At 67.3% G+C, this 24720-nt stretch carries 22 protein-coding genes; 14 read left to right on the top strand and 8 right to left on the bottom strand.

Features of this window, described 5'->3' with window-relative positions; all coding sequences use genetic code 11:
- Positions 1–6: 6 nt before the first annotated feature.
- Entirely contained in the window at positions 7–798 is a 792-nt protein-coding gene (hisN, locus tag DAT37_RS30320; RefSeq protein WP_109528579.1) for a histidinol-phosphatase, read from the top strand.
- Between the two features lie 58 nt (positions 799–856).
- On the opposite strand, the gene DAT37_RS30325 is transcribed toward hisN, so the two are convergent.
- The 3 genes from DAT37_RS30325 to DAT37_RS30335 form a co-directional block, all read right to left on the bottom strand.
- On the bottom strand, positions 857–1354 hold the full coding sequence (locus DAT37_RS30325; RefSeq protein WP_109528286.1) for a GNAT family N-acetyltransferase: 498 nt from the start codon (positions 1352–1354) through the stop codon (positions 857–859).
- 26 nt (positions 1355–1380) lie between these two features.
- The gene (locus DAT37_RS30330) at positions 1381–2649 is read right to left on the bottom strand and encodes an NHL repeat-containing protein (RefSeq protein WP_232840084.1); all 1269 of its coding nucleotides are present in this window, start codon (positions 2647–2649) and stop codon (positions 1381–1383) included.
- Between the two features lie 62 nt (positions 2650–2711).
- A complete protein-coding gene (locus tag DAT37_RS30335; RefSeq protein ID WP_109528287.1) occupies positions 2712–4268 on the bottom strand; it encodes a hypothetical protein in 1557 nt (518 codons plus the stop codon).
- Between the two features lie 277 nt (positions 4269–4545).
- On the opposite strand from DAT37_RS30335, the gene DAT37_RS30340 reads away from it, so the two are divergent.
- From DAT37_RS30340 to DAT37_RS30355, 4 genes are all read left to right on the top strand, one after another.
- On the top strand, positions 4546–5940 hold the full coding sequence (locus DAT37_RS30340) for an acyl-CoA dehydrogenase family protein (RefSeq protein ID WP_408637463.1): 1395 nt from the start codon (positions 4546–4548) through the stop codon (positions 5938–5940).
- 35 nt (positions 5941–5975) lie between these two features.
- Positions 5976–7205 (top strand): acyl-CoA dehydrogenase family protein, encoded by a 1230-nt coding sequence (locus tag DAT37_RS30345; RefSeq protein WP_109528289.1) that lies wholly within the window; start codon positions 5976–5978, stop codon positions 7203–7205.
- A 329-nt stretch (positions 7206–7534) separates the two neighbouring features.
- Positions 7535–7864 (top strand): DUF4328 domain-containing protein, encoded by a 330-nt coding sequence (locus DAT37_RS46280; protein WP_157978784.1) that lies wholly within the window; start codon positions 7535–7537, stop codon positions 7862–7864.
- The gene (locus tag DAT37_RS30355) at positions 7765–8163 is read left to right on the top strand and encodes a DUF4328 domain-containing protein (RefSeq protein ID WP_109528291.1); all 399 of its coding nucleotides are present in this window, start codon (positions 7765–7767) and stop codon (positions 8161–8163) included. Before DAT37_RS46280 ends, DAT37_RS30355 begins: the two co-directional genes overlap by 100 nt.
- Before the next feature lie 192 nt (positions 8164–8355).
- Here the strand turns inward: DAT37_RS30355 and DAT37_RS30360 are convergent, their stop codons facing one another.
- A complete protein-coding gene (locus DAT37_RS30360) occupies positions 8356–8811 on the bottom strand; it encodes a T6SS immunity protein Tdi1 domain-containing protein (RefSeq protein WP_109528292.1) in 456 nt (151 codons plus the stop codon).
- A gap of 192 nt (positions 8812–9003) precedes the next feature.
- Entirely contained in the window at positions 9004–9681 is a 678-nt protein-coding gene (locus DAT37_RS30365; RefSeq protein WP_109528293.1) for a hypothetical protein, read from the bottom strand.
- A 179-nt stretch (positions 9682–9860) separates the two neighbouring features.
- On the opposite strand from DAT37_RS30365, the gene DAT37_RS30370 reads away from it, so the two are divergent.
- The 6 genes from DAT37_RS30370 (at position 9861) to DAT37_RS30400 (ending at position 18460) form a co-directional block, all read left to right on the top strand.
- Positions 9861–10370: an ArsR/SmtB family transcription factor gene (locus DAT37_RS30370; RefSeq protein WP_109528294.1), complete on the top strand. Its 510-nt coding sequence runs from the start codon at positions 9861–9863 to the stop codon at positions 10368–10370.
- Between the two features lie 381 nt (positions 10371–10751).
- Positions 10752–12377 carry an acyl-CoA synthetase gene (locus DAT37_RS30375; RefSeq protein WP_109528295.1) on the top strand — a complete coding sequence of 542 codons (1626 nt, stop codon included), beginning with the start codon at positions 10752–10754 and terminating at the stop codon, positions 12375–12377.
- A gap of 136 nt (positions 12378–12513) precedes the next feature.
- A complete protein-coding gene (locus tag DAT37_RS30380) occupies positions 12514–14172 on the top strand; it encodes an acyl-CoA synthetase (protein WP_109528296.1) in 1659 nt (552 codons plus the stop codon).
- 145 nt (positions 14173–14317) lie between these two features.
- Positions 14318–14881 carry a hypothetical protein gene (locus DAT37_RS30385; RefSeq protein WP_109528297.1) on the top strand — a complete coding sequence of 188 codons (564 nt, stop codon included), beginning with the start codon at positions 14318–14320 and terminating at the stop codon, positions 14879–14881.
- 220 nt (positions 14882–15101) lie between these two features.
- Entirely contained in the window at positions 15102–16577 is a 1476-nt protein-coding gene (locus DAT37_RS30390) for a PepSY-associated TM helix domain-containing protein (protein WP_109528298.1), read from the top strand.
- A gap of 1178 nt (positions 16578–17755) precedes the next feature.
- A complete protein-coding gene (locus DAT37_RS30400) occupies positions 17756–18460 on the top strand; it encodes a hypothetical protein (protein ID WP_109528300.1) in 705 nt (234 codons plus the stop codon).
- Positions 18461–18689: 229 nt separating this feature from the next.
- Here the strand turns inward: DAT37_RS30400 and DAT37_RS30405 are convergent, their stop codons facing one another.
- The 3 genes from DAT37_RS30405 to DAT37_RS30415 form a co-directional block, all read right to left on the bottom strand.
- Positions 18690–19259: an ADP-ribosyltransferase gene (locus DAT37_RS30405; RefSeq protein ID WP_109528301.1), complete on the bottom strand. Its 570-nt coding sequence runs from the start codon at positions 19257–19259 to the stop codon at positions 18690–18692.
- Positions 19260–19320: 61 nt separating this feature from the next.
- Positions 19321–19569, bottom strand: coding sequence for a hypothetical protein (locus tag DAT37_RS30410; RefSeq protein ID WP_109528302.1), 249 nt, complete (start codon positions 19567–19569; stop codon positions 19321–19323).
- A gap of 12 nt (positions 19570–19581) precedes the next feature.
- Positions 19582–21279 carry a sodium:solute symporter family protein gene (locus DAT37_RS30415; RefSeq protein ID WP_109528581.1) on the bottom strand — a complete coding sequence of 566 codons (1698 nt, stop codon included), beginning with the start codon at positions 21277–21279 and terminating at the stop codon, positions 19582–19584.
- Between the two features lie 793 nt (positions 21280–22072).
- On the opposite strand from DAT37_RS30415, the gene DAT37_RS30420 reads away from it, so the two are divergent.
- The 3 genes from DAT37_RS30420 to DAT37_RS30430 are packed head-to-tail and all read left to right on the top strand — an operon-like array spanning position 22073 to position 24719.
- Complete coding sequence (locus DAT37_RS30420) at positions 22073–22555, top strand: pyruvoyl-dependent arginine decarboxylase (RefSeq protein ID WP_109528582.1); 483 nt, start codon at positions 22073–22075, stop codon at positions 22553–22555.
- A complete protein-coding gene (locus tag DAT37_RS30425; protein ID WP_232840085.1) occupies positions 22552–23166 on the top strand; it encodes a hypothetical protein in 615 nt (204 codons plus the stop codon). Before DAT37_RS30420 ends, DAT37_RS30425 begins: the two co-directional genes overlap by 4 nt.
- Positions 23166–24719 (top strand): GGDEF domain-containing protein, encoded by a 1554-nt coding sequence (locus tag DAT37_RS30430; RefSeq protein WP_109528303.1) that lies wholly within the window; start codon positions 23166–23168, stop codon positions 24717–24719. Before DAT37_RS30425 ends, DAT37_RS30430 begins: the two co-directional genes overlap by 1 nt.
- Position 24720 lies beyond the last annotated feature (1 nt).

A 24720-nucleotide genomic window follows, 5' to 3' on the forward strand; every position in this document is an offset into this window, starting at 1 on the left:
CGGTTCGTGGCTGCTCACTCCTCTGATCTGGAACTCGCCCTGCGATTGGCCGACGAGGCCGATTCGATCACCAAGGCGCGGTTCGGCGCGCTCGATCTGAAAGTGGACGCCAAACCGGATCTCACACCGGTCTCCGACGCGGATCTCGCGGTGGAGAAGTCGCTCCGCGTACTGCTCGGCCACGCCCGCCCCGACGACGCGGTACTCGGCGAGGAATTCGGCGGCGCGGTGGAGTTGCGCGGACGGCAGTGGGTGATCGATCCGATCGACGGCACCAAGAATTTCGTTCGCGGCGTGCCGATCTGGGCGTCGCTGATCGCGTTGCTCGAGGACGGCGTCCCCGTGGTGGGCGTGGTGAGCGCGCCTGCCCTGGGCAGGCGGTGGTGGGCCGCGGCCGGTTCGGGGGCGTGGTCGGTCGTCCATCCCGGTGCGCCGCAGCCGATCTCGGTGTCGGCGGTCTCGGATCTGAGTGCGGCCAGTCTGTCCTTCTCCAGCCTGTCCGGTTGGCGGGAGCGCAGGCTGCGCGAGCGCTTCCTCGATCTCACCGACGACGTGTGGCGCATACGCGGCTACGGCGATTTCTTCAGCTACTGCCTGCTCGCGGAGGGCGCGGTCGATATCGCCACCGAACCGGAGGTGTCGCTGTGGGATCTGGCGGCGCTCGACATCCTGGTCCGCGAGGCGGGCGGTGCGTTCACCGCGCTCAGCGGCGAGCCGGGGCCGCACGGCGGTGACGCGGTCGCCACCAACGGGCTGTTGCAGGAGGAAGTGCTGGCTCGGCTGGGCGCGACGGCCTGAGCGGACGAACTCGCCTGTCGCCGCGCGATTCCCGCGCCCGGCGGCGCGGAATGTCGGTTCAGGCCGGGTCGAGCGACTTCTCGTACAGCATCACCCGATCGGTGCCGTGGAACTGCGGCGGCAACGTCGCCTCCCTGACCTCGGTGAAACCCTGTGCGGTGTAGTACTTCCTGAGCACCTCGTTGTTCGCGGCGGTGTCGAGGCGCTGCCGGACGATACCCTCGGCGAGCGTGCGCTCGGCACAGGATGCCAGGATGCGCCCACCCAGATCCCGGCCCCGATATTCGGGCGCGACCATGAGGCCGTGGATATAGCCCGCCTCGGCATCGTCGTCGCCCCAGAATTCCGGGTCGCGCCAGATCAGGCGGACCGCCGCGATCAGGGTGCCGGATTCACGCCACATGAACCATTCCCCGCGCTCGGTCTCGGCGCGCACCATCGCGGTGGGGTACTCGCCGGGTAGCCACTGGGCGATGCTGTTGTCGACCATCCATTGGGCCAGGCGGTCCCGCAATCGCGCGATGGCCGCCGCGTCGGCGGGGAAGGCGGCGGTCATGGGGGCTGCTTCGAACACGGGATCCGCTATCGGCGCGAGTCGGCCGGGGTCAGGTCGAAGCCCGGTGGGGGACGCAGGCGGCGCAGGGTTCCGTCCATGCTGGTGACGTAGAGCGACCAGGTCTCACCGTCGCGGACGATGCGCACCGACGTCGCGCCGTCGGGCGGGTTGCGGAGAAAGGGGGCGGGTTTGATCAATCCTGTGATGATCGTGCACGCCGCGCCGGTGACGGTGTCCACCTGGTAGACCGCGCCGAGCACGTGGTCGGCGACGAAGAGAGCGCCCGCGCGCGTGGCCTCCATATCGTCGGGCACCGAGAGCAGCCGTGGGATCCCGGTGACCACCGTTGGCTCGTTCGGCGCGTCCAGCGGTATCCGGTAGATGTTCATGGACAGGTTGCCGGTGAAGATCGAGATGCCGTCCGGGGCGAGAGCGAGACCGTTGGTCAACGGCAGCGACGACCAGGTGCGGGTGTATTCGCCGGTCGACGGCCGGTAGCGCGAGATGCCGCTCGGCGGACCGACGACCCCGATATTGCTGAACAGCAGATCCCCATCCGGCAGCAGGAGCAGTCCGTTCGGACCGTTCAGGCCGGTCAGCAGGGTGGTGACGGCGCGAGTGGGGATGTCGTAGCGGGCCAGGGTGCCCGGCAGTTCTCCCGCGCCGTCGCCGGTCAGGAAGTAGACCGAGTCCCCGGTCACGCGCACCCCGGCAGGGTGATCCAATCCGGTCACGACCTTCTCGAAGCGACCGGCGGCGTCCACGTGCGCCAGGTAACCGTCGAGGATTCCGGTGACGTAGAAGCCACCGTGCCCGTCACTGTCCAGATTCTCGAGATTGCCGACACCGTCGAGCACGGTCTCGGCCGTCCACCCCTGCGCGCACGAGGCGAGGATCGGTTCGGCGGATGCGCCCGGTATCGCGGCGAACGTGCCGATCGTCACCGCGCACGTGAGTATCGCGGTGCGAAGACGCCGACTCCCCTGCCCTGTCGTCATGCGGGACAACATAACAGCACCGTCGGGTGATGCGACCTCGATGCGCGACGACGCGAATAACCACGCGTCCGCACCCGCGCACACGATCTCGGCGAAGTGATCGCCGACGACCGCCGCGTCCTCGGACCGGCCGGACTGCCGCCGGGCGACCGGGCCGATGCACAGGTCGAGGACGTTCACATCGATGCGCGGCCACGGATCGAACAGTCCGTCCCGGACCTCTTTCGCGCCACGCGCGCACGTCCTCGACGAGCCGCACCGCTGCCATCCACGCCATCGTTCGACCTGCGCGTACATCCCTCGCACTGCCCCGACGCACCGGTGCTGCCACCGCGAGTTCGATCCGCGCGCGTCCGTCCTCACCCGAGGTGCCGGATACGAGGCCACAGCTCGGACCACGGCACGCGCGGACCGCGGCAGATATTCATCGACACGCCCTGCTCGTCGTTCTCGATGCCGAGACCGTTGTCGATCCGTCCCGCCGATTCGACCTCGGCGCAGTATCGATCGAGTTGTTCGCGGTCGATGCCGATGGTGAGCACCTCGGCCGCCGAATCGTCCGGCGGTCCCCACCACCAGTACGCGTTGTGGCCCGAATGCGGTGTCGGCAGATCGTAGGGTGCGCCGAAACGCTCGATCGCGCCCGCCTCTCCGTAGTTGTCGGTGAGAATCGCGATGTCGGGGCCGAGTCGTGCGCGCACCTCGCCGACGTTCCGGACGAACTCCGGCCAGCCGACAGTCTCGCCCGCGTCGTAGTTGATCGCCAGGACAGGCGAATCCGGTAGCGCCGACACCGGCAGCACGGGCAGGAACAGGATCGCCCCCGCGCAGGCGTTGACCGCGACGACCGAGCCCGCCGCCGCCCATCGAACGCGGTGTCCGCCCAGCCATCGCGCCACCGGGACCGCCGCCGCGGCGAGCAGGATCGGATACATCCCGCCCAGGTAGTACGCCTTTCCGCCCGTGACGAGAAACAGCGCGAACAGGACCGCGTAACTCACCGCGAAGGCCCGGTAGCGGCGATCCCGCCACAACCGCCACCAGCCGAATATCCACAGCGGCGCGAGCAGCGGTCCCATCAGGCCGAATTGCGAGAGGACGAACATGATCGGCGTATCCGAGGTCCCCGAGGAACCGCCCGCGATGGCTCGGCTCAGTTCCCATTGCGGCCAGCCGTTGCGCGCCTGCCACAGCAGGGACGGCAGCCAGATCAGAACCGCGAGGCCGACCGCCGCAGGCAGATATCCGGTGGCGAATATCGTGCGAGGTCCGACCACGAGAACACACGCGACGAGAACGACGACAGGCAAGATCAGCAGCATTTTGTTCTGCATGCCGAGACCCGCCACCGCACCGATCGCGAGCCACCACCGCGAATCGGCGCCGGACAGCGTGACCCGCGGACCGTCGGTGGTCACTTCGTCGTGCGTTTCCGAGGCTCGGCCGTCGGCGAGCGGGTCCCTGTCGGCTGACGCAGCCCTGCCCGCGACGGCGTGATCGGCTGGCGCGCCGCGCAGCAACCGCACCGTGAGCAGGCAGATCACCGACCATGCCGCCAGGTCGAACACCGCGGTGTTCAGCATGTGCCCGGCCCCGAGCGTCAGCGCCGCGCCGGCGACCGTGGCCGCCGCGAGAGCGCGCGCACCGCGTCCGCCCCCGAACGCGCCCGCCATCCATCCGGCGCACAGGACAACCAGCGTCGCCGCCGCCAGCGCCGGCAACCGGAGCAGGACCAGTGAATCCGGGTCGATCGCCGTCATCGCGCGTGCCAGCAGCGGCGTCAGCGGTGGCTGATCGGCGTATCCCCAATCCAGCCGTCGCCCCGCCGCCATGAAGTACAGCTCGTCGCGGTGGTAGCCGTACCGGTTCGCGAACGCCGCGATGACCGCGGCGAAAATCCCCGCCACCCAGTACATTCGGCCACTCTCCCATGCTCGGACACAGTGCCGCCACCGGAAATTTCCCACTAGTTCCGATTTACGCCCGTTCCATTGCCCGCCACCCCGTCATGCGGGAAACTCGCGGAGCGACCGACAATCGGACGGTTGTCCAGCTGTGTACCGGACATCACACCGGCACCCGGACAACAATCCGCACACATCGGCTCGACGCAGTTCTTACTCTGGAGTAAGATAGACTTACTCAGGAGTAAGATTGCTGGGAAAGATTCGCCCCGCCCCACCGGAGAAACAGGTGATGATGAGCACTCGAGACAGCGCGACGAAGCGACGTCCTGATACGTCCGCCGTCGGCCTCAGCCAGCCCAAGCGGGACTGGATGGGCGCCGCGATGCGGGTGATGACCACCCTGACCGGGTCCGAACTCGTCGAGAAGTACAACCTGCGCAAACCGATCGAACGGGCCACCTACGAAGGCACCAAGACCGGGTTCCGCACCCTCGGTGCGGCCACCCGCGCGTTCGGCAAGGTCGCGGGCGGGGGGCGTCCCAAGCGCCTGGCGAACAACGAATCGACGCGCAAAGACCTCTTCGACATCACCCCCTCCGACGAGCAGCAGATGATCGTGGAGACGGTGCGTGAATTCGCCGCCGAGATCCTGCGTCCCGCCGCTTTCGACGCCGACGCCGCGACCGCGGCCCCGCGCGACCTGCTCGAGCGCGCGGCCCAACTCGGCATCACCCTGATCAACGTGCCCGAGGAACTCGAAGGCGCGGCCTCCGAGCGCGGCGCGGTCACCAACTCGATGGTCGCCGAAGCGCTCGCGCACGGCGATATGGGACTGGCCCTGCCGATCCTGGCTCCCAGCGGCGTCACCGTCGCCCTCTCGCAGTGGGGCACCGACGCCCAGCAGCAGACCTACCTGCCCGCCTTCACCGGCGAGAACGTGCCGCAGGCCTCGGTCGTCATCTCCGAGCCGCGCGCCCTGTTCGACCCGTTCGCGCTCCAGACCAAGGCCACCCGCTCCCCCAGCGGCTACCGCCTCAACGGCGTGAAGAGCCTGGTCCCGGCCGCCGCCGACGCCGAGCTGTTCATCATCGCCGCCGAACTCGACGGCCGTCCCGCCCTGTTCATCGTCGAATCGGACGCACCCGGCCTGGTGGTGGAAGCCGACCCGAGCATGGGTCTGCGCGCCGCGGGACTCGGCCGACTGCTGCTCGACAATGTCGCGGTCGGCACCGACGCGATCCTCGGCGACGGCGACGCGGCGACCCGCGCCGAGGAATACGCGGACGCGGTCCGTCTGGCCCGCCTCGGCTGGGCCTCGCTCGCCGCGGGCACCGGCCAGGCCGTGCTCGACTACGTGATTCCGTACGTGAACGAGCGCGAGGCGTTCGGCGAACCCATCTCGAACCGTCAGGCGGTCGCGTTCATGGTCGCCAATATCGCGATCGAACTCGACGGACTGCGGCTGGTCACCCTGCGCGGCGCCTCGCGCGCCGAACAGGGCCTGTCCTTCGCCCGCGAGGCCGCGTTGGCCCGCAAACTCGCCACCGACAAGGGCATGCAGATCGGTCTCGACGGCGTTCAGCTGCTCGGCGGCCACGGCTTCACCAAGGAACACCCGGTCGAGCGCTGGTACCGCGATCTGCGGTCCATCGGCATCGCCGAAGGTGTCGTGCTCGTCTGACCCGGCCCGATCGCGTATTTCAGGAGACCTCACCCATGATCAACCTCGAACTCCCCAAGAAACTGCGGGCCAGCGCCAACCAGGCCCACCAGGTCGCCCAGGAGATCTTCCGCCCGATCTCGCGCAAGTACGACCTCGCCGAGCACGACTACCCCGTCGAACTCGACGCCATGGCCGCCATGGTGGAAGGTCTCGCGGATTCGGGCACCCAGAAGATCGGCGGTGCGGCGGGTGGCCGGTCCGACGACAGCGCCAAGGACCCGCATTCGACCGAACTGCTCGGCAACAGCAACGGCGGCAACATGTCCGCCCTGCTGAACGCGCTGGAAACCTCGTGGGGCGACGTCGGCCTCATGCTGTCGATCCCCTACCAGGGCCTGGGCAACGCGGCCATCGCCGCCGTCGCCACCGACGAGCAGCTGGAACGTTTCGGCAAGGTGTGGGCCGCCATGGCCATCACCGAACCGTCCTTCGGCTCGGACTCTGCCGCCGTCACCACCACCGCCGTGCGCGACGGTGACGAATGGGTCCTCAACGGCGAGAAGATCTTCGTCACCGCCGGTCAGCGCTCCACCCACATCGTGGTGTGGGCGACCGTCGACAAGAGCCTCGGCCGCGCGGCCATCAAATCCTTCGTCGTCCCGCGCGACGCCCCCGGCCTCTCGGTGGCCCGCCTCGAGCACAAACTCGGCATCAAGGCCTCCGACACCGCCGTACTCCTGTTGCAGGACTGCCGTATCCCCGCCGACAACATCCTCGGCAGCCCGGAAGTCAACGTGGAGAAGGGTTTCGCCGGGGTCATGCAGACCTTCGACAACACCCGTCCACTGGTCGCCGCGATGGCCGTCGGCGTCGCCCGCGCCGCCCTCGAAGAGCTGCGGACCATCCTCACAGACGCGGGCGTCGAGATCTCCTACGACATCCCCGCGAACAACCAGCACGCCGCCGCCGCCGAATTCCTGCGCATGGAAGCCGATTACGAAGCGGCGTACCTGCTTTCACTGCGGGCCGCGTGGATGGCCGACAACAAGAAGCCGAACTCCCTCGAAGCCTCCATGTCCAAGGCCAAAGCCGGCCGCACCGGCACCGACGTCACCCTCAAGGCCGTCGAACTCGCCGGAGCCATCGGCTACTCCCAGCGCACGCTGTTGGAGAAGTGGGGTCGCGACTCCAAGATCCTCGACATCTTCGAAGGCACCCAGCAGATCCAGCAGTTGATCGTGGCTCGCCGGATACTCGGGAAGACCAGTGCCGAGCTGAAATAAGCAGTCGGACAACAGAAACCCGGTGCAGGTCGGATCATCGACCGGCACCGGGTTTTTGTTCGTCACCGCCCATTTCACTCGCTCGCTCCGTCTGAGCCACCGCTGGGCCGTCATGAGCGAGCGAGACAACAGTTCTCGTTGCCCTGCATTCGATCTCGCGATATGCCATGATGGCAGGTTCGATCGAGAGCGAATCGGTCGAAGCTTATTTTCTGGGGGACCGAAGTGGAGTGCCACGAAGGCGTGCGTCGACCGACGCGCCGCGGCCGGAGTTCGATCGCACGACCTGGCCCGACAGTGTCGCCCACACGGATACGGGGGAGATATCCATGAACAGAACCATTGAGTCCCAGGGCATTCAGCGCTTGCGGGGGCACGCGCTGACTGCGTCGACCGCGGTGATCATCGCCCTGCTCGGCCCGGTGGCCATTGCCGCCGCCACCCTGACCTTCGGCTCCAGCCAAGACACCTCCGAAGCCGAACTCGGCATGGGTCTGGTCGCGATAGGTTTCCTGCTGACAGTCCTGGTATGGCCTGTTGCCGGAATACTGGTCATCCGATGGCTGGTACGCGCACGCGCGAACGCCGAACTACTGGCCCCGACGGCCACCGCCTGTCGCCGGGGTGGGCGATCGCCGGGTGGCTCGTTCCCCTCGTGAATCTCGTCGTTCCGGCCCTCGTGGTCACCGATATCGTGCGGGCGAGCAACCCTACCGGCCGCAACCTCGGTGTGGTCGGCGTGTGGTGGAGCGCCTGGCTCGCGGCGCCGGTTCTGAACATCGTCGGAATCATCTCGCTGAACCAACTCGGATTCCCCGCCGGAACAAATGTCCTCGCCCAATGCTTGCTGGCCGCGGCGGCGGCGTATATCACCGCGGCACTCTCGTTCCGGTCCCTGGCTCTCACCATCGCCCGCTGGCAAGACGAACGGGTGACATCGTCGGCAGGGTGGGGATAACGAACCGGACCTGCCGATTTCGGAGCACCACACTTCCTGACGCCTGCTGATATTTCCCAGCGCGTCGACGTCGCGCCGGGAAATATCAGAGCCGGGAATTCGCGGTTGACTCATGGCGCCGTGCATCGCGTCCATATCGCCTGCCACGATCGTGTCGGGGCCGAGTGGCACCGCTTGCGTTACCGGTTTCGGCTAGCGGATATCGATGTCGACTTCCGCGCCGGGCGGCAGCGTCGCCACCTGCTGGTGGATCTGGCCGGAGATGTTGAGGCTGACGGCGAAATCGAGGATGCGCAGATTCTCGATGGAGAGTTCGCCGCCGAGGATCGGGGGGTGATTGAAGTCGTAGACGGCGTCTTGGTCGGGGACGAGACCACTTTCGGCGGCGGCGACGGCCAACCCTGCCAGCAGATATTGCTCCATGCCGTCGGGGGTGTCGAGTTCGGCCTCGAGTTCGTCGGGGGTTTCCCACGGGCGGGTGAGTTCACCGTTGAGTGTGTCCAGCCACCACAGCCCGTCTTCGGCTTCGAAGAAGACATCGCCGAAAAGCGATGCGCACAGGGGTGTCTTGTCGTCGAGGCCTATCCATTTCCACGAACGGAGGCCTTCTTCGAACTGCTGCGCCGTGAACGGCTTGACTAGTTGCACACCGCGACCCTACTCACGTTCACCGCCGATTCCGCCCGATACACGCGCGGCGCGTTCGGATTCTCCGAGGTTCACGCCGACTCAATTCTCGGCTGTGCGGGCGGTCGCCGGGTGTACGGAGTCTGTGGCATCGCCAGCCGATTCCGGTGCCGGATGACCATCCCGGAACACCTCGACCGCGGGCAATCGGGTTCAGCAGGTGAAGTATTCGCCCGCGTTCACCTCGCGCGGCACCGATTCCTCCGAGAGACAACCGAAGGGAATCACGCCCGCGTCGCTGACTCGGAAACCGGTTCCGGCGTCGGCGTTCACGCACAGCAGGCCGCTCGAATCCATCCGGCACCGGTTGCCGTGCAGGCTGATCCGGGAGCCGTAGGGCAGTTGGCTGCCGTATCCGCGCAGGAACGGCCCGGGGTCGCCGTGCAATCCGCCCACCGTCAAGGTCTGTCCGGAGAATTCCACCCAGCCGCCGACCCAGTTTCCCTGACGATCCGACGGCTGCGCGGGCGGATTCTTCAGGTCGACCAGGCAGACCAGGCTGTGACGGCCCTCGTGACCGTCGCTCATGCATTTGATCTTGCCGGTCGGGCTGGTGAATGCCCGGTCACCGCTGTCGAGTTCGGTGCTCACACCGTCATCGGTGGTCGCCGTCGCGTATTTCGTGCCGCTGACCTCGGAACCCTCGTTCACCCACGACACCACTTCCTTGATCGGAGCGCCGCTGCCCGGCGCGGCTTTCGCCGCCACCGACGTGGACGGCGCGACGGTCGCCGCGGGCGTCGAGGTAAGTGTCTCGTGCGAGGAATGATCGGTCGACGACGAGCAGGCCGCCGCGAGAAGAACCAGAGCCGCCAAGGCCGCGATACGCATGCGTGCACCCTAGCTTCCCCGGCGCGACGCCACGACAGGTGGCGGCACATCCCGAATCGTTCACGAATAGGCAAGGGAGCGGGCGGAATTGACGACATCGGCGACGGACGCGGGAGGCCGATCCGTGCGACGGGCGTCTGCCGTTGCAGGCGAAGGCGACACTCCCTAGTCTCGGTCGCGTGGATCTGGAAGGACGCGTCGCGGAACTGGAGCGCAGGATCGCGGCGCTCGAAGGCGGGCGCACGACACCCGCGCAGGCCGATACCGCACCCGGGGACGAACTCTGGGCGGTGAACCGGTTGCGCGCCGAGTTCTCCGGTTCCGGCGTGACCAACGGCGGCGTGCTCGTGACCGGCTCGGGACGGTTGCCCGCCGGGGACGAGTACGGGTGGCAGATGGCGTTCACCACCGACGACCTGCTGCTCGACGACGCCGACGGCGCGGCCGAATGCCTTGCCGCACTGAGCAGTCCGGTGCGACTGCGGTTGCTACGAGCGATCCTGGCCGGACGTCGCACCGCCTCCGATCTCGCGGAACTCGACGGCGTCGGCACCTCGGCGCAGATCTACCATCACTTGCGGCAGTTGGCCGCAGTCGGCTGGTTGCAGACGGCGGGCCGTGGCCGATTCGAGGTGCCGAAAGGGCGCGTGGTTCCGCTGATGGTCGCGCTGGCCAGCGCCCGACGCTGAGCACGACTCGACGCACCGGATTTCGATCCGGCGGGGGGCGATGCGGCGCGTTCTTCTCCGACGGTTCCGGGTCGGCGGCAGCCCGACATCACACCGCCGGATCCGTCTCCGACGGAGCACGGACTGCGTGCCGACGGCCGATCGTCGGCCCCCTCCAAGGTCGAAGGCCCGGTCGGACATTCTTGTCGCCGACTGTAATCCTGCTCCGATAACCTCCGGATTCACCTTCCGGACTCACGATTCCGGACAATTCACAACGCTTCGATATCCCATATTGTCGCTTCTACTGTGACCCGAGACACACCTTGCTACCGTGAGCGAACATGCCGTTCGGTCTCGCACGGCAGATGGTTCGGTGAGTTTGCTGTGGAGGTTTCCGCCATGAAGGTTGCGCACGCGGTCGAGGCCGTCAAGGCCATAGGGCTACTTCGCACCCGGGGGGTCACCGACCCTCGTAAACCGCTGGAGACATTGCGCACCATCAAGGAGTCCCAGGTCTTCGGCCCGCAGGCGACCTCGGTCCGGCATTCGGCCAGGGTCACCCCGGACGCTCCCGCTCTCGTCGACGAACGCGGCGAGCTGACCTACCGCCAACTGGACGAACAGTCCACCGCGATCGCCCGCGGGTTGCGCGCGGCGGGCATCACCCAGGGCACCGTCATCGGCGTGCTGTGCCGCGACCATCGCGGCCTGATCCTGACGATGGTCGCCGCGGGAAAGCTCGGCGTGCGGGTCGCCCTGATGAACACCGGCTTCGCCAAACCGCAGTTCGCCGCGGTGTGCGAGCGCGAACATGTCGAGGCGATGCTGCACGACAGCGAATTCCTCGGCCTGCTCGACGCCCTACCGCCGGAGCTACCGCGCTATCTGACCTGGGTGGACGAAGGCACCGAGATCCCGGAGGGCGAGCAGTCCCTCGACGATCTGATCGCGGCCAATTCCACCGAACCGCTGCCCAACCCGTCCAAGCCGGGCGGTTTCATCATCCTGACCAGCGGCACCACCGGTCTGCCCAAGGGCGCGCCCCGCAGCAAGACCTCCCCGCTGGCGACCGCGCAACTGGTCGACCTGCTCCCCTTCCCGAAGGGCGGAACCCAGGTCATCGTGTCGCCGATCTTCCACAGCACCGGGCTGGCGACCTGGCTCGTCGGCGCGACGCTCGGCAACAAGGTGGTGCTGCGCCGCCGCTTCGACGCCGAGGCGACGCTGAAGATGATCGCCGACAACAAGGCCGAGATGCTGGTCGCGGTGCCGACGATGCTGCACCGGATGACCGAACTGCCCGCCGAGGTCCGCGCCGCCTACGACCTGTCTTCGCTGAAATCGATCGTCCTCGCCGGTTCGGCGCTGTCCCCCGAACTCAGCACCAAGGCCGCGGAGGTGTTCGGGCCGGTCGTCTACAACCTGTACGGGTCGACCGAATGCGCGGTCGCCACCGTCGCCTCGCCGCAGGATCTGGCGCTGGCGCCCGGGACGGTCGGGCGCGCGCCCATCACCTGCGAGGTGCGGCTCTACGACGACAACGGCAAGCGCGTCACCGACGTGGGCGTGACGGCGCGGATCTTCATTCGCAGCGGTGCCCCGTTCGAGGGCTACACCGACGGCCGCCACAAGCAGATCATCGACGGCTACATGTCCAGCGGCGATGTCGGCCATTTCGAGGAGCACGGCCTGCTCATGGTCGACGGCCGGGACGACGACATGATCGTCTCCGGCGGCGAGAACGTCTTCCCACAGGAGGTCGAGAACCTGCTGCTGGAACGACCCGATGTCTTCGACGCGGCCGTGGTCGGGGTCGACGACGCCGAATTCGGAAAACGCCTGCGCGCGTTCGTCGTCGCCGAACCGGGACACTCGCCCGACGCCGACGAGATCAAGGCCCACGTCAAGGAGAATCTGGCCCGCTACAAGGTTCCCCGCGAGGTCGTCTTCCTCGATGACCTGCCCCGCAACACGACCGGGAAGTTGCTGCGGCGCGTACTCGTCGAATACGACGTGAAGGCGTAGAAAACAACCCGGTGTCTGAGACGACGACCGCCGGGCTCCAGAGTCGCTTGCTATTGTCGGCATCACACTGGATCCCGAGGTTGCGGTTCACTTCACCCCCAGTCTTTCGTGGGTGGATCGCGGAAGGTTGTTGTCGATGGCGTCTCTTTCCTTCCCTGCCCTAGGTGGCACCGCGCGCAAAGCCGCCGATGCCGCCCTAGGTGTGAATGTCATGGTGAAACGGCGGCTGTTCAATCCGTTGCGCCCCGACCACGCCGCGCGGTCGGCGTTCAACGTGCTGAAATTCGGCCCCTTCGCGGGCGTGGTCATGCACGCCGCGCAGACCAGGCCGCACGCGGCGGCCATCGTGGACGAACGCGGTGAGCTGACGTTCGGCGAACTCAACGAACAGTCCAGCGCACTCGCGCGCGGACTCGAGGCGCGCGGAATCGAGCCCGGCGACGTGATCGCGCTCCTCGCTCGCGATCACCGGGGCATGGTGCTGAGTCTGCTCGCGGCAGGCAAACTCGGGGTGCGCGCGGTACTGATGAACACCGGGTTCGCCAAACCGCAATTCGCCGACGTCGCCACGCGCGAGAAGGTCAAGGCGGTGCTGCACGACAGCGAATTCCTCGACCTGATGAGCGCCATCCCCACCGATATCCCCCGAATTCTCACCTGGGTCGACGAGAAGGACGGCGCGGACCCGGCGATTCCGACCCTGGAATCGGTATCGGAGGGTCACTCGACCTCGCCGCTGCACGCCCCCGAGAAGCCGGGCGGGCTCGTCATTCTGACCAGCGGCACCACCGGTACCCCCAAGGGCGCCCCGCGCGACCGGGTCAGCCCGTTCGCCTCCGCGCAATTCGTCGACCGGGTGCCGCTGCCCAACAACGGGACCATGATCATGGCCGCCCCGATCTTCCACGGCACCGGGCTGTCGCAGTTCACCCTCGGCCTCGCCCTCGGCAATCGCGTGGTCTTCCAGCAGCGCCGCTTCGACCCGGAACTGACGCTGGCGAATATCGAACGGTACAAGGCGGATTCGCTCGTCGTGGTGCCGACGATGCTGCAACGCATTCTCGACCTGGGCCAGGACGTGCTCGCGAAATACGACCCGAGCGGCATCAAGGTGATCTTCGCCGCGGGGTCGGCCATCGCACCCGATGTCGTCACCAGGACCCTGGACTACTTCAACGACAGCCTCTACAACCTCTACGGCTCCACCGAATGCGCGGTCATGACCGTCGCGACACCCGAGGATCTGCGCAAGGCGCCGACCACGGCGGGTAAGGCCCCGGTCGGCATCAGGATCGTGCTGCTGGACGAGAACCGCAAGCGGATCACCGAGCCGAACGTCACCGGCACCATCTTCGTCGACAACGGTTTCGCCTTCACCGGTTACACCGACGGGCGTACCAAGGAAATGGTCGACGGCATGATGTCCAGCGGCGACGTCGGGCATTTCGACGCCGACGGCCTGCTCTACATCGACGGGCGCGACGACGACATGATCGTCTCGGGCGGCGAGAACGTCTTCCCCCTCGAGGTGGAGAACCTGATCGCGGGCCGCGACGATGTCTTCGAGGCCGCGGTCGTCGGCGTCGACGACCGTGAATTCGGCAAACGTCTGCGTGCCTTCGTCGTCCCGGGACCGGAGTCCGCGCGTGATCCGCAGGAGATCAAGGAATACGTCAAGGCGAATCTCGCAAGATACAAGGTGCCGCGCGAGGTGATCTTCCTCGACGAACTGCCGCGCAACGCGACCGGCAAACTGCTGCGCAAACCGCTGATCGAGATGGAGATCGACGGCTGAACCGCCGCACCGCGTTCGACGAATTCGGGCCCGCCCATTCGGGTCGGCCCGATTCGAATACGTCTCGGCCACCGACCAGGACGATCGCCGCGGCGGCCCGCTGAGGCCGGGAGAACACCGCATACGGCTCGGCTATCATCAGCGGGTGAGTATCGAGTTCGTCCGGCCCGCCGCGGGGTTCCGCGGCGCCGTCGCGCTGTTGCGCGGTGGCTCGGCCGGGGCGATCTCGGGAGCCCTCTCCCTGGCCGCGCACGGCTGGGTCTCCGACGGCATGGCGCCGGAGAGCGCCACACTCGTCCTGCTCGTCGCCGCGTCGGCCGTGGTCGGCGCGCTGGTCGCCGGGCTCGCGCCACTGCGCGACACCTCCCACGGACTGGTCGCCGCGTTGATCGGCGGCCAACTGCTCGGCCACCTCACCATGGGGCTCGATTCCGCGCGGACGCATCACGGTGACCTCGCGCCGACACCCCGGATGATCGCCGCGCATATCGTCGCCGCGTTCGTGGCCGCCGCGCTCATTCGTGGCGCGGAGGCCGCGTACCGGATCGGGACCACCGTCCTGGCCCGTGTTCTTCCGATTCGCCATCGCGCACCCGCCATCGCCGAACCCGCGCCGCTGCGCACCGCGCACCGTGACCGGGTCATCCTGCGGATCCTCGCGGCCGCGGCACTGCGCACGCGCGGGCCACCGCTCGCCGTTTCCTTCTGATCTCATCCCCTACCCGGTGCTCGAACCGCACGGTTCGCGCGTCGTCGTGAGCTGCCGCCGCGCTCTGTCGGAGCGCGGGATCCTAGCGCGAGGGCCGCTTTCGTGAACGCGTCGCGTCACGTTCGCCATCCGCGCTCGACAGTCACCCGCGCGCCCGCGTGGTGTCGACACGTCGGCCGACGGCCGTGCCCGGGTTCCGAACCTCAGAATCGAAACGATCGTGAGCACAACAGAATCCATCACCCCCGACGTCGTGGACGCCACGCCGTCACCGCAACCGCCGCCGCGGCGTAGATCCGACAGCGGTCTCCAGGCGCTCGCCATGCGCCTGCACTTCTACGCGGGCGTCTTCGTCGCCCCGTTCATCCTGATCGCGGCCGTCACCGGCGCGCTGTACGCGATCTCACCCACGCTGGAGCAGATCGTCTCCCACGATCTGCTGAAGGTCGAAGCAGGCGACACGCGGCGACCGCTGTCCGAACAGGTCGACGCCGCCGTGGCAACCCGGCCCGAACTGGCCCTGGTCGCCGTCGCACCGGCGCAGGAAGCCGACGACACCACCCGGGTGATCTTCGACGATCCCTCGTTGTCCGACGAGCGGCGCGCGGTCTTCGTCGACCCGTACACCGCGCGGCCGGTCGGTGAATCCGTGATCTACGGCAGCTCCGGCGCCCTGCCGACGCGCACCTGGATCGACCGGTTGCACCGCGACCTGCACCTCGGCGACACCGGTCGTCTCTACAGCGAACTCGCCGCGTCCTGGCTGTGGATCATCGGACTCGCCGGGCTGGTGCTGTGGGTGCGCCGGGTTCGTAGCCGTCGCGCCAGGAATTCCGCGGGCTGGCTGCTCGCGGCCGACCGATCCCGCCCGGGTCGTCTGCGGAACATGAACTGGCACGGCGCCATCGGCATCTGGGTCCTTCCGCTGCTGTTGCTGCTCTCGGTGACGGGGATGACCTGGTCCGCCTACGCGGGCGCGAATATCGCCGACCTGCGCACCCAACTCAGCTGGACCACGCCGTCGGTGAGCACCGCCCTGCCCGGTGCCGAGTCACTGGCGCCCGCGCCCGCCGGTGATCACCACGGCGGTCACACGGCCGAGACCAGGCCCGCCGATCCGACGACGCAGATCGCGTCACTCGATCGCGTCTACGACGCGGCCCGCGAGGCGGGTGTCACCCAGGCGGTGGAGATCACGGTTCCCGCCGACGCCGATCAGGCGTTCCTGGTGAAAGAACGGCGGATGCCCGGCACCTACACCGTGGACGCGGTCGCCGTCGACGGCGCGTCCGGTTCCGTCACCGCGCAACTGGACTACGCCGACTGGCCGCTCATGGCCAAGATGACGAACTGGGGCATCCAGTTCCACATGGGTCTGATGTTCGGTCTGCTCAACCAGTTGCTGCTGCTCGCGGCCATGATCGGACTGATCGTGGTGATCGTGCTCGGCTATCGCATGTGGTGGCAGCGGCGACCGGTCCGCGGAGGCTCGCGATTCGTTCCCGGCCGGGCACCGCGACGCGGCGCGCTCCGCAAGAGCTCCTGGCTGGTGGCGGTGCCGTTGCTGGCCGCCGCGCTGGTGGTCGGATGGTTCGCACCGCTGGTCGGGCTCAGCCTGCTCGCCTTCCTCGTGATCGACGTGGTCGTCGGATTGTTCCGAAAGACGGCCGACGTGGAGGACGCGCCGGTCGCCTGACCCCTTCGGCACCGTGTGGACCGCCGGTCCGAGCCGGGCGAACCCGACCTCGGCACTCGGTGTGCTCGCCTCGGGCGGACTTCGGCAACTCCGAATATTCGGCACGCCGGTCGCTAGCGCGGTCGGGCAACCGGCCGCACCCGGACGACACGCTGGGCAACCCGCACGGCCTGGACGACAGGCGTGGTCGGGCTGGTGAACCCGGCGCCGAGGAACCGATCCGCAAGCCGGTCGGCGACATAGCCGGGAGCCGGCTGAGTCTGGGCGACGGACGTTGTCGGGCATCCGGCCAAACCTGGATGACGGACGGTGTCGGACATCCGGCCAAATCTGGGCGACAGGTACGGCGGGCAACCGACAAACCTGGGCGACCAGCGTCGGGACACCACGCCTGCAAGTCGGTCAGCAATGTGGTCGGGCGATCGACAAAGCCCGAACGATGCGGACATCCGGCGAACCGGGCAACCGGCCTCGTTGAACAAGCCGATAAGCCGATCGGCAACGTGGTCACGCAACCGACAAAGCCTGGGCGGCGCGCATCCGGTGAACCTGGGCGACCGGCCTCGGCGAGCAAGCCGATAGGCCGGTCGGTAACTGGGTCGAGCAACCCGCACAGGCTGGCGACAAGCATTGCCGCAGTTGGCAAGCCCGGGCGACCGGCACCGGCGACCAAGCCGACAAGCCGGTCGGGTAACCGGGTCGAGCAACCCGCACAGCCTGGCGACAAGCATTGCCGCAGTTGGCAAGCCCGGGCGACCGGCACCGGTGACCAAGCCGACAAGCCGGTCTGCAAGCGTCGTCGGGCAACCGACACAGCTTGGGCGACGGGCAGGTTGTCGGCATCCGGATGCGCTGGGGAACCGGCATCGTCCGGCGAGCCGACGGGCCGGAATCAGTGCCGTCGCAGTCGGAGCGTTCGGCCGAACGGCACAGGCCCGGCATCGAGCGTGCCGCTCGGTTCGTGCAACTTCGGCGCGGGTCCGCCTCACGTCGGTTCCGGCTCGACCGCGAGCGCTGCCGACCACGACACCCGGTCGACCGTCCACGACCAGCCCGAGAACCCGCCGATAACGCTGTGCCGCAATGACATGACCAGCGGCACGGCTGTCGCACAGTCGCGCCCGTGATCGGTCGCGCGACTTCCAACAACCTCATCGATTCGAACGGATACCTCCCTCATGAAGATCACCACATTCGCCCTCACCGCCGCGTTCATGACCACGGCCGTTGCCGTCGCGGCGGGCGCGAGTCACGCGGCCGAGCCCGCAGCCGAGACCATCGGGTTCTCCGCGCACGCGACCGACACCCGATCGATCATCTCGATCGACTCCGGATCGCTCGTCGTGGCGGACGGTGCGCTGAAGATCGAATCCGCCGACGGTGTCGTGGTCGCGGGCACGCCGCTGACCCTGCGCATCGAGGATTTCGAATTCCCGATCGCCGCCGAGATCTCCGGCCGGGAGGCGACACTCACCCCGCAACTGTCCATGGACAGGGCCGTGTACAAACCCGTCGCCCTGCCCTACGAGGACAAGGCCCCCTGGAAATCCGAGTACGACCGCGAACAGGCGGCGTGGAGCCGGATGACCAGCACCATCGGCATGGGCGCCACCCTCGGCACCCTCGTCGGAGGCCTCGGCGGCGGCGCGCTGGGCTGCGTCCTCGGCGGCATCGCGGGCGCGACGGTCGCCTCGGCGACCATCGTCGGCCTGTTCGGCCCCTTCATCCCCGCCGCGCTCGTCGGATGTGTCGGCGGCATCGTCGCCGTGGGCGCACTGGGCACCCTGCTCGGCCAGATCCTCGTGACCGCCCCCGTCGCCATCGGCGCGGCCATCCAGTACGCCGTCACCACCAACCAGCCCTTCGTGCCCCCGACCAAGTAGTTCACCCCGCGGTCGGCGGCAGCTCCCTCACTCGGTGAGCGGATCTGTCGCCGACCGGCCTTCGGACCGCCCCTCAGCTGCTAAGAAGCCTTACTGTCCGAGTCACGATCCGCGTCCTCCCGGGGCGGTTTCGCATCCATGACCTTCCGCGCGTATTCGCGGCATACTTCGACCTGCTCGCTGGTCGTATCGATACGGACGGGATGGAGAACATCGTGTGACAGCGCACTCATTGGTCACCCTCCAATACGATCGCGCGGACACGCCACATACTACGCCGCTTGTCACGGACGACGTCGAGGATGAAATAGCTCGTCGCGTCCACCAGCAGTACCTCACGTTCTTCCGGAAACTCCGCCAGATCGCCCAGCATGAATGCGGGTGTTCCCCTCGGCACAATCAGATCGAGAATCAAAGGATCGACATACCGGGTCGAATGCGGCGGAGTCCGCGCGCCACTCGTCGATAGAAAACCGGCCTCCTTGAACCGCAGGTTTGCGAGTGCAAGAGCCGTGTTCTCATCCTCGACCCCATAGACCGCAGCCTCGGTCTCACGGGTGACTCGTATCGTCTGCGTCAATGGATATTTTCGTAGCCCCGACCGTATGTGATCGACTCGTCGTGCGAGTTCAGGCGACAGCGGTACGAGGCCCCGAAGCGCTTGGTTGATCCGCTCGTAGCCGCCGAGAGCGTAGGCTTCGATCGCCTCGCGCTCACATTTGCTCAGACGATCGGCCCCCTGCCATGTAAGAACATGTCCGGCGAGCGGGATCGTATCGAAGCCATTGTCATCCCCCACATTCGAACTATTCGAGGCGGCGCTGTCGGTGGATGAGTGAGATTCCGCTTCGTGCGAGCGACTATTCGGTAGGCGCGTCGCCGTCGACGACGGGTGTGTCGGCGGCGGGCGGCACTACCGGGCGCAGGCGGGCCCAGGCGAGGAACGCGATGCTCACGGCGACCATGCCGATTCCGGCCCAGAGGTTGACGTCGATCCCGCCGGTCTTGGCTTGTTCGGCGGCGGTGTCGTTGACCAGGCCGGTGATGACGAGGACGACGCCGTAGCAGCCGAGCAGGGCGCCGACAATGGTGCGGATGTCGAAAAGCATGGGGCGGCTTCCTTATCCGAAGACGATATTGAGGGCGATGACCATGACCAGGGCGATACCGGCGAGCAGGACCGGACGCTGGTACCAGGGCAGTCCGGCCTGTTCGGGATCGGTGCGCATTTCCTTGGGGGTCTCGGAGTAGACCAGGCCGACGAGTTCGGCGGCGGGTTTGGGCCGGGTCACCTGGGTCACCGCGACACTGACGACGATATCGACCACGAAAGCCGTACCGGCGGCGACGAAACTGGCGCCTTGGCCGGAGAGTTGGAAAACCTCGGTCTCGTGCAGGATGAAAACGAAGATGGCCGAGGCGGTTCCGCAGACCAGACCCAGCCACCCCGCGGTCGGGGTCATCCGCTTCCAGAACATGCCGAGAATGAACGTCGCGAACAGCGGCGCGTTGAAGAAACTGAACAGGGTTTGCAGGTAGTCCATGATGTTGCTGAAATTCCCGGCGATGAACGCGGTGAAAATCGCCGCCACGGTCGCACCGACGGTGGCCAGACGCCCGACCTTCAGGTAGTAGCCGTCACCACGATCCTTGACCGCGTACTGCTGCCACAGGTCATAGCTGAACACGGTGTTGAACGCCGAGATATTGGCCGCCATACCAGCCATGAACGCGGCGAGCAGACCGGCCAGACCGACCCCGAGCAGACCGTTGGGCAACACGTCCTTCATCAGATACAGCAGAGCCTGGTTGTAGGTGGTGTCGCCGGAATAATCCGGATCGGCGGTCACCGCCTGCTTGTACTCGATCATCTCCGGCACCAGGACCGCGCTGATCATGCCCGGGATCACCACGATCAACGGAATGAACATCTTCGGGTACGCGCCGATGATCGGGGTACGCCGGGCCGCGGAGATCGAATGGGTCGCCAACGCGCGCTGGACCTCGACGAAATTGGTGGTCCAGTAGCCGAACGACAGCACGAAGCCGAGACCGAACACGATCCCCAGCACCGACGCGAAGTTGTTGGTGAAACCGCTCAGGGCGTTACCCGGCCAGGACTCCAACTGCTCCGCACCGCCCGGTGACGCGGTCACCCTGTCACGGAAACCGTCCCAGCCGCCGACCTTGTGCAGACCGACCAGGGTGAGCGGCAGCAGCGCGGCGACGATGACGAAGAACTGCAACACCTCGTTGTAGATCGCGGCCGAGAGCCCGCCCAGGGTGATGTAGGACAGCACGATCACCGCGGCCACGATCACCGACACCCACAGCGGCCAGCCCAGCAGCACATTCAGGATCGAGCCGAGCAGATAGAGGTTCACCCCGGCGATCAACACCTGCGCCACCGCGAAACTCAACGCGTTGACCAGATGCGCGCCAGTACCGAAACGCCTGCGCATGAACTCCGGCACACTGCGCACCTTGGAGCCGTAGTAGAACGGCATCATCACCACACCGAGGAACAACATGGCCGGTACGGCGCCGATCCAGAAGTAGTGGAAGGTCGGGAATCCGTATTCGGCGCCGTTGGCCGACATTCCCATGATCTCGACCGCGCCGAGATTGGCCGAGATGAACGCCAAACCCGTCACCCACGCCGGTAGCGAACGCCCCGACAGGAAGAAATCGATACTCGACGACACCCGCTGCCGCGCCATGATCCCGATGCCGATCACGAACACGAAATACAGCGCGACCAGCGCGAAATCGACCGGCTCCGCGTCCAGGCGCAGGGTCGACGCCGCCTCGACGCGCACCTGCGCGAGCGGCAGCGTCGAGGTCAGAACGAGTGAATCGGCAAGCGGCACAGCGTCGTCCCTCCAGGCGGTGAAACCGGGCGTCGAGCGTGGTCGTGCGTGGCGGCGACCAACCATCGCCCACCTCTACTGTGCGTGATTGTGCCCCAACCTCGCGGCACAATCACGCATAAAACCTGGACAGTTGCTCAGTCCGACTCCGGTGCGACGCGCCACGGCGCGGCGAGGACCGCGCGCGTCGGCGCGAATGCCGAGCGTGCGCGCCGATCTCGCGCGGATCGGATGATCCGCCGGGGCGGACTCTCGTGGATCGGCGGCGTCGCGCTGCCGCCGAATCCGCTCGCGGCCACGCGCGCGCCGTGGCGGCGACGGACTCGTACGCCTCGACCGGGCCCCCCGGTGGACTCGCGCGTCGGGCGTCGACGGTGTCCGGTAGGACACCGGGCCACGCGGTCGTCGGGAGTCCGAGGAGAGTATTCGCCGAGGCGCGGGCGTGCACACCGTTCCCGATTCCCCGCCCTGTCGCAACTTTTCAGCAATTCTTTCCGGGTGTCGGCGAGACACGCCGACCGAACTCGGCATACGGGTGCCGGGCGTGCGCGATCGAAGATCCTGACGCACAGTCGAATTTGAGGCAAATACGACCTACAAATCGGGTCGGTGGTTTCGGGAGGGCATTATGATTCACAGCACCCCATACGGCGGCCTACTCGGGCTGCAGTGGATCGATCGACTTCGCCCGCCGCTGGGCCGACCGCGCGTCGCGAGTTCGAGACATGACGCCGGCGCACCATTGACGATCGAGATCGGCGCCGCTACCGGGGTGGGCCCGACCGCCGTTTCGGCTTTCGACGCGGCGCTGCGCGAACTGGGAGTGGGTGATGCCAACTTGATTCGCCTTTCTTCGGTGATCCCGCCGCGCGCCGTTCTGGAGCGCGGCGAACGGGTGCGCAAGCAGATTCCCTGGGGCGATCGGCTCTACTGCGTCTACGCGAAGGGCTGCGCGACCGATCCGGGCGATACCGCCGCGGCGGGCGTCGGCTGGGTCCTGCGCGACGATGATTCCGGCGCAGGACTTTTCGTCGAACACGACGGCGAGGACGCCGAGCACGTCGAACACCTCATCCGATCCAGCCTGACCGATATGACCCGGAATCGTCCCGCGGCGTTCGGCCCCGTGCATTCGATGGTGACCGCGACCGAATGCGAGGGCGACCCGACCTGCGCCCTCGTGCTCGCCGCGTTCCACACCACCCCGTGGGGGCGGTGCCCGTGACCGAGACATCGCGTGCGCGGCCGATATCCGCCGTGAACGGCGAACCCGAGGTCAGTGTGACCGTCGAGACCTCGATCCCCGATGCCGGGATCGAGGTCTTCCATCGACTCTACGAGGAGGCCTTCGGTCCGCTGCGCACGAAGGCGATCGCCCGACAGGTTCTGCACCGTGCGGAATTCCGCGAGGAGATGATCGATCCGCGCGTGTTGAAATACGTCGCGCGGACCCCGGACGGCGAACCGATCGGCGTGACCACGCTGACCAGGCACCTGGAAACGGTGCCGTGGATAAGTCCGCACTACTTCGCCGCGCGATATCCCGAGCACGCGGCCCGCAACGCCATCTACTATGCGGGATTCACCCTTGTTGCCCCAAGTGCGCGACAGGGGGCGGCCTTCCATGCCATGATCAAATCAGTTGTCCAGGTTTTGGTGGCCGAACGCGCTGCGGTCGGTTGGGACATCTGCTCGTACAACAACACTCAGCTCTCGTTCGCCGACAGTATCCGCGCGGTGCTCGATGAGCAGGCGAATGTCGAAGTCGCGGTGGAGGATTCACAGACGTACTACACCGCACAGTTCACCGAGGACGGAGCGACCAAGGGGGGCTGATGGCAGTCAGCGAAGAGCAGTCGACGCGACGGTGGTCCTGCACCGGAAATATCTGGTGCGTACTGCTTCTCACCGGGTGGGCGGTACTGATCTCCCTACCGCTGCTCATCCAGTCCCACTCACTCGCCCTCGGGGTCATGCTCGCGGTGGTCAGCGGCGCGCTGGTCATGATCGGCACCGGACTGCGCAGGCACCGGCCCGCCCAACCGCTGCCCTGGTATCTGCTCTCGGCCTCGGCGGTCTCGTTCGCCACCGGTACCGTGCTCCGCGATTTCACCCCGGCGCACACCTGTCCGTGGGACGACATCTTCACTGTCGCAGGATATTTGGCACTCGGACTGGCCGCGACACTGTGGCTGCGCCCGCGCCGCGTCGGCCGCGACCACGACCTCCTCCTCGATTCCGGGCTCATCGGGCTCGGCGCGCTGCTCGCCTCGTGGACCTTCCTCATCTCCCCGATCCTCCAGACCGGCGCCACCACCCCGAGGACGGTGCTCGCCGCGACCTACCCGGTGCTCGACGCCCTCCTGCTGACCCTGCTCGCGCATTCGGTGGCGACCTCGGCCCGTTCGGAGACCTCGCTGCGGCTGGTGCATCTCGGGCTGATCGCGGTACTGCTCGGCGATCTCGGCTACAGCCTGGAGAGCGCGGGCACCACCGCGATCGAGCACGAACTGCTGCTCACCCCGCTGCTCGTCGCCTACGCGACCGTCGGCATCGCCGCACTGCATCCGACGATGACGGCGCTGGGCACGCCGCGGCGCATCCACCCGCACCGATCCCGCCAGCGCGCGAGTTTCATCGCGGTGGCGCTGATCGTCGCGTCCCTGGTACCGGTAGTCGGATCGAGTCTGGACACCGTCGACCGCGTCGTGGTCTCGTCGCTGTTCGCGCTGTTGCTGATCGGGGTACTCGTGCGCGGCGAACGCGCGATCCAGCGCTCGGCGCGCAGTGAGCGGCGGGCGCAGTACCAGGCAGATCACGACATGCTCACCGGCCTGCTGAACCGCTCGGCGCTGCTGCGCGCGCCCGATCGCGACAGCGACCACTGGTCCGGAAAACCGCTGACGCTGCTCTTCATCGATCTCGACGGCTTCAAGATGGTCAACGACAGCTACGGCCACGCCGTCGGCGACGAACTCATCGCCAACGCCGCCGCCCGCATCCGGCGGATGGTGCGCCGCGACGACGCGGTCGCCCGCTACGGCGGCGACGAATTCGTCGTTCTCGCCCCGCTGGGCAGGCAGGAGGCGGCGACGCTGGCCGAACGACTGCTGAACGCGTTCGTGCGTCCGTTCGAACTGAGCGCGGGCGAAGTGCCCATCACGGCCAGCGTCGGCATCGCCTGCGTCGGTCCGCGCGACTGCGAGGCCAGCATCTACGACCTGATCCGCGACGCCGATTCGGCCATGTACAACGCCAAGGAGTACGCACTCGGCTACGCGTTCCACGACGAGTTGCGCCACGGGCCGCTGACCGGAACCCGTCCGGCGCCGAGCGCGCCCGAATGCCCCGCGTCCCGGCTTGGCCGCCGTCGCGAGACGGCCGTCTGAG

The organism is Nocardia aurea (genome assembly GCF_003123685.1).
GTDB lineage: Bacteria > Actinomycetota > Actinomycetes > Mycobacteriales > Mycobacteriaceae > Nocardia > Nocardia aurea.